The sequence below is a fragment of the Arthrobacter sp. Sr24 genome, from assembly GCF_054511175.1.
Genome location: NZ_JBTNDB010000053.1, coordinates 1 through 2,893 on the forward strand (window position 1 = coordinate 1; position 2,893 = coordinate 2,893).

Annotated in this window: 2 protein-coding genes and 1 pseudogene; all 3 read left to right on the top strand. The window is 56.1% G+C overall.

Annotation, left to right across the window (positions count from 1 at the left end; translation table 11 throughout):
• Positions 1-159 precede the first annotated feature (159 nt).
• Entirely contained in the window at positions 160-783 is a 624-nt protein-coding gene (locus ACX80D_RS17675; RefSeq protein WP_459324170.1) for an RHS repeat-associated core domain-containing protein, read from the top strand.
• A 1,129-nt stretch (positions 784-1,912) separates the two neighbouring features.
• Positions 1,913-2,398: pseudogene (locus ACX80D_RS17680) on the top strand (IS21 family transposase); the annotation flags it as partial.
• Positions 2,399-2,544: 146 nt separating this feature from the next.
• Positions 2,545-2,893: hypothetical protein (locus tag ACX80D_RS17685; RefSeq protein WP_459324171.1), on the top strand; the 349-nt coding region annotated here is incomplete at its 3' end.

A 2,893-nucleotide genomic window follows, 5' to 3' on the forward strand; every position in this document is an offset into this window, starting at 1 on the left:
GGTCTGAACAATCACCATGTCTAACAGGAGTTCTTCATCGTTAACAGCTGAACCCGGCCAGTCTCACATTTTAAGACGGCCCCACCCGAAAACGACTTTGCATCAGCCCTGACCCAGACCGCGTATGTCGAAAATGATCCGGTCACCGGCCAGCCGCTAATGCTACGCACCAGCTCCGGCACGATGTCCCTGTACGTCTACGACGGCACCGGCAACCCAGCCGCGCTGCTGACTAGCGGCCCGAATACCGCGTTCGCGTACCAATACGATCCCTACGGTGTTCCTACTCTTACCGAAGACTCCGGCGGACTCGGCACCACCCAAAACCCCTACACCTTCAAAGCCGGCATCCAAGACCGAAACACTGGATGGGTTAAATACGGCCAACGTTGGTACTCCCCCACCACCGGACGCTGGACCCAACAAGACACCCTCGACACACCCCTGGACCCAGCCAACGCCAACCGCTACGCCTACGCCGCCAACGACCCCATCAACAACACCGACCCATTGGGGAGATTGACGTTTTTTCAACAAGCTGCTGCCGCGTTAGCGGGTATTACTGTGACAGCCGCTGTTGGTGCTATCCCTGGTGTCGGTCCTGCATTCGCGGCAGCAGCGGGAGGCTGTGCCGTCAATGCAGTGGCTGCGGCCTTTGATGGCGGCAGCGCCGGAGATATCCTCGGAGCCTGTCTGGTAGGTGGCGCCGCCGGTCTAGCTGCGGGAGTGCTCTTTTACGCCGTCAAGAACACGGCCTTATTTATCATCAACCAGGTAGGCTAGATGAAAATCTTGGAGTTTCTGGGCTTGGTCCGGCCTAGAGGGAAAAGACCCAGCGACCTGATGTACCTGGACTTGAGCTTGATCCTGACGCTAGCAGCTTTCATTGCAGCAGCCTGGGGTCAATCCATTGAAATATCCGTTCTTCTTGCTGCCTGCGGATTACTATTGGCAGTGCTTGCCTTGGTTTTAACCGGCAAGCCATTGTCTCGCCGAGGCATCTTTCTGTTGTTCCTTCCGATCCCGCCCCTTCTGACAATCCTTGGGCTGATGATGCGCTGGAACCTTTGGATCGTTGCCTTGATCGCCCTGATACCACTAGTCATAGGCCTGGCGGTGGCACTGCGTAAACGTCCGCACCCGCACCGGTCCGGCCCTGAATCATTTTGAAGCACGTTCAAGAGGTTAGCAACAGGGTGGGCACAGCGAAACGTGCGGATCCCCCCAACAGCCGACCGTTCAGTGGACCCCATCAGCTTGGTACAAGCTCACGATCACCAACCAACCACGGTCATACGAAATAAGGAAACCCCGCAGATCACGCCCCAACGGGTCATAAGAAATGGATGTTACTGATGCAGTCCAAAGTCTTACGAATCGTAGTCGCCATTCTGTTTGCGGCAAGTTTTGTCGTGGTAGTTCTAGTCCTTATTTCTGCCCGATACGAACTCCTATATGCACCCGGCATACCTTTGTTCTTCACCGCCTATCTCCTTTTCATAGAGGCCAGACGAAGCAACAAGAATTCAAATTAGGCCACTTGCCAAGCCCTGTCTGGATGCAGATTTAGTGCGACTGACAACGTTGCGATTGGTTGTCCGCCGATGGCAGGAACCATAGTGGGACTGCCAGCAGCTGTCGCGTTGGGAGACGTGTCACTGTCGATAGGAATCATTAGCGTGATATGTACATTCGATTCCTATTTGTGGTGTTGGCTGTTAGTGGCCATGAAAAACTGCCCATAGGCGGCCACGAAACTGCCCACTGATGGCCAGCAGAAATGCCCATTGGTGGCCATGAGATCTGCCCACTCTTTTTTCTAGCATCACCGTGTTGTTAACGGTGGGAGCCCCTTCTTGGGGTTTGATGTCGGTGTCTAGTCGCACCAAACCAAACCAGGAAGAGGCTCTGTATGAAGTCTGACGGAGAAATCATGGAAATTCTTGAAGCATACGATCTGACTAAGTCGTTTCGTGCCGCCGCGCAGTTGGCGGGTTGTTCACATCACACGGTCGCCAAGCATGTCGCGGCCCGAGACGCGGGTCGGCCGTTGGCCCAGCCTGTTGTCCGGGACCGGGTCACGGACGAGTTCTTACCCAAGATCGAAAAGTGGGTGGAGGCCTCCAACGGCCGGATCCGGGCTGATATAGCCCATACCAAACTCGTCGGCATGGGCTATGAAGGCTCAGAGCGTTCCACCCGCCGTGCGTTGGCTCAGGTGAAAGCGGAATGGCGGCTTGGGCGGGTGCGTGTGCACCGTCCGTGGGTCACTGAGCCTGGCGGGTGGTTACAGTACGATTTCGGCGACGGCCCCTATATAGACGGGGTGAAGACCGTGTTGTTCGTGGCGTGGCTGGCCTGGTCGCGGTTCCGGATCGTGATCGCGTTGCGGGACCAGGGCTCTTGACATAGTGATTTAGTGGGTGTTCGACTTCGTTGGATTGACGGGGTTTTCATGTTGGCCCTGGCTGTTAATTTCCACCCTTTTGTGAGATAATAAAGGCGTGATGATTATTGACGCGGGTGGGTGAAACAATGGTTTCAATGACCACCCAGACTGACTTTCCCGTACTGGCCGACCTCGGCGCCACGCTCATTGGTGATTGTGCTGCACTGATGGAGAACGCCGCTGGTGGCAAAGTCTTCATCAATGGTCAGTTGGCCTTTGTCTGGGAGTCCGGGCAGGACGGGATCCGGCGGTTCGCAGCCTCCCAGCTCGTGGATACGAGGGTAGCCCAGGTCAATGAGGTTGCCGCCGGCTTCGGCATCAATACCGAGTCGTTGAGGCGTTGGCGCAAGTCCCTTGAAAACACCGGATTGATGGGACTCGCTCCGGTGAAGAAGGGGCCCAAGCGTCCCTCACTGCTCACGCAGGAGAAGGCAGTAGAAATTC

Excerpts from the sequence above, each read along its gene's own strand:
- ACX80D_RS17675 (WP_459324170.1), top strand. The coding sequence starts at position 160 with ATGCTACGCACCAGCTCCGGCACGATGTCCCTGTACGTCTACGACGGC.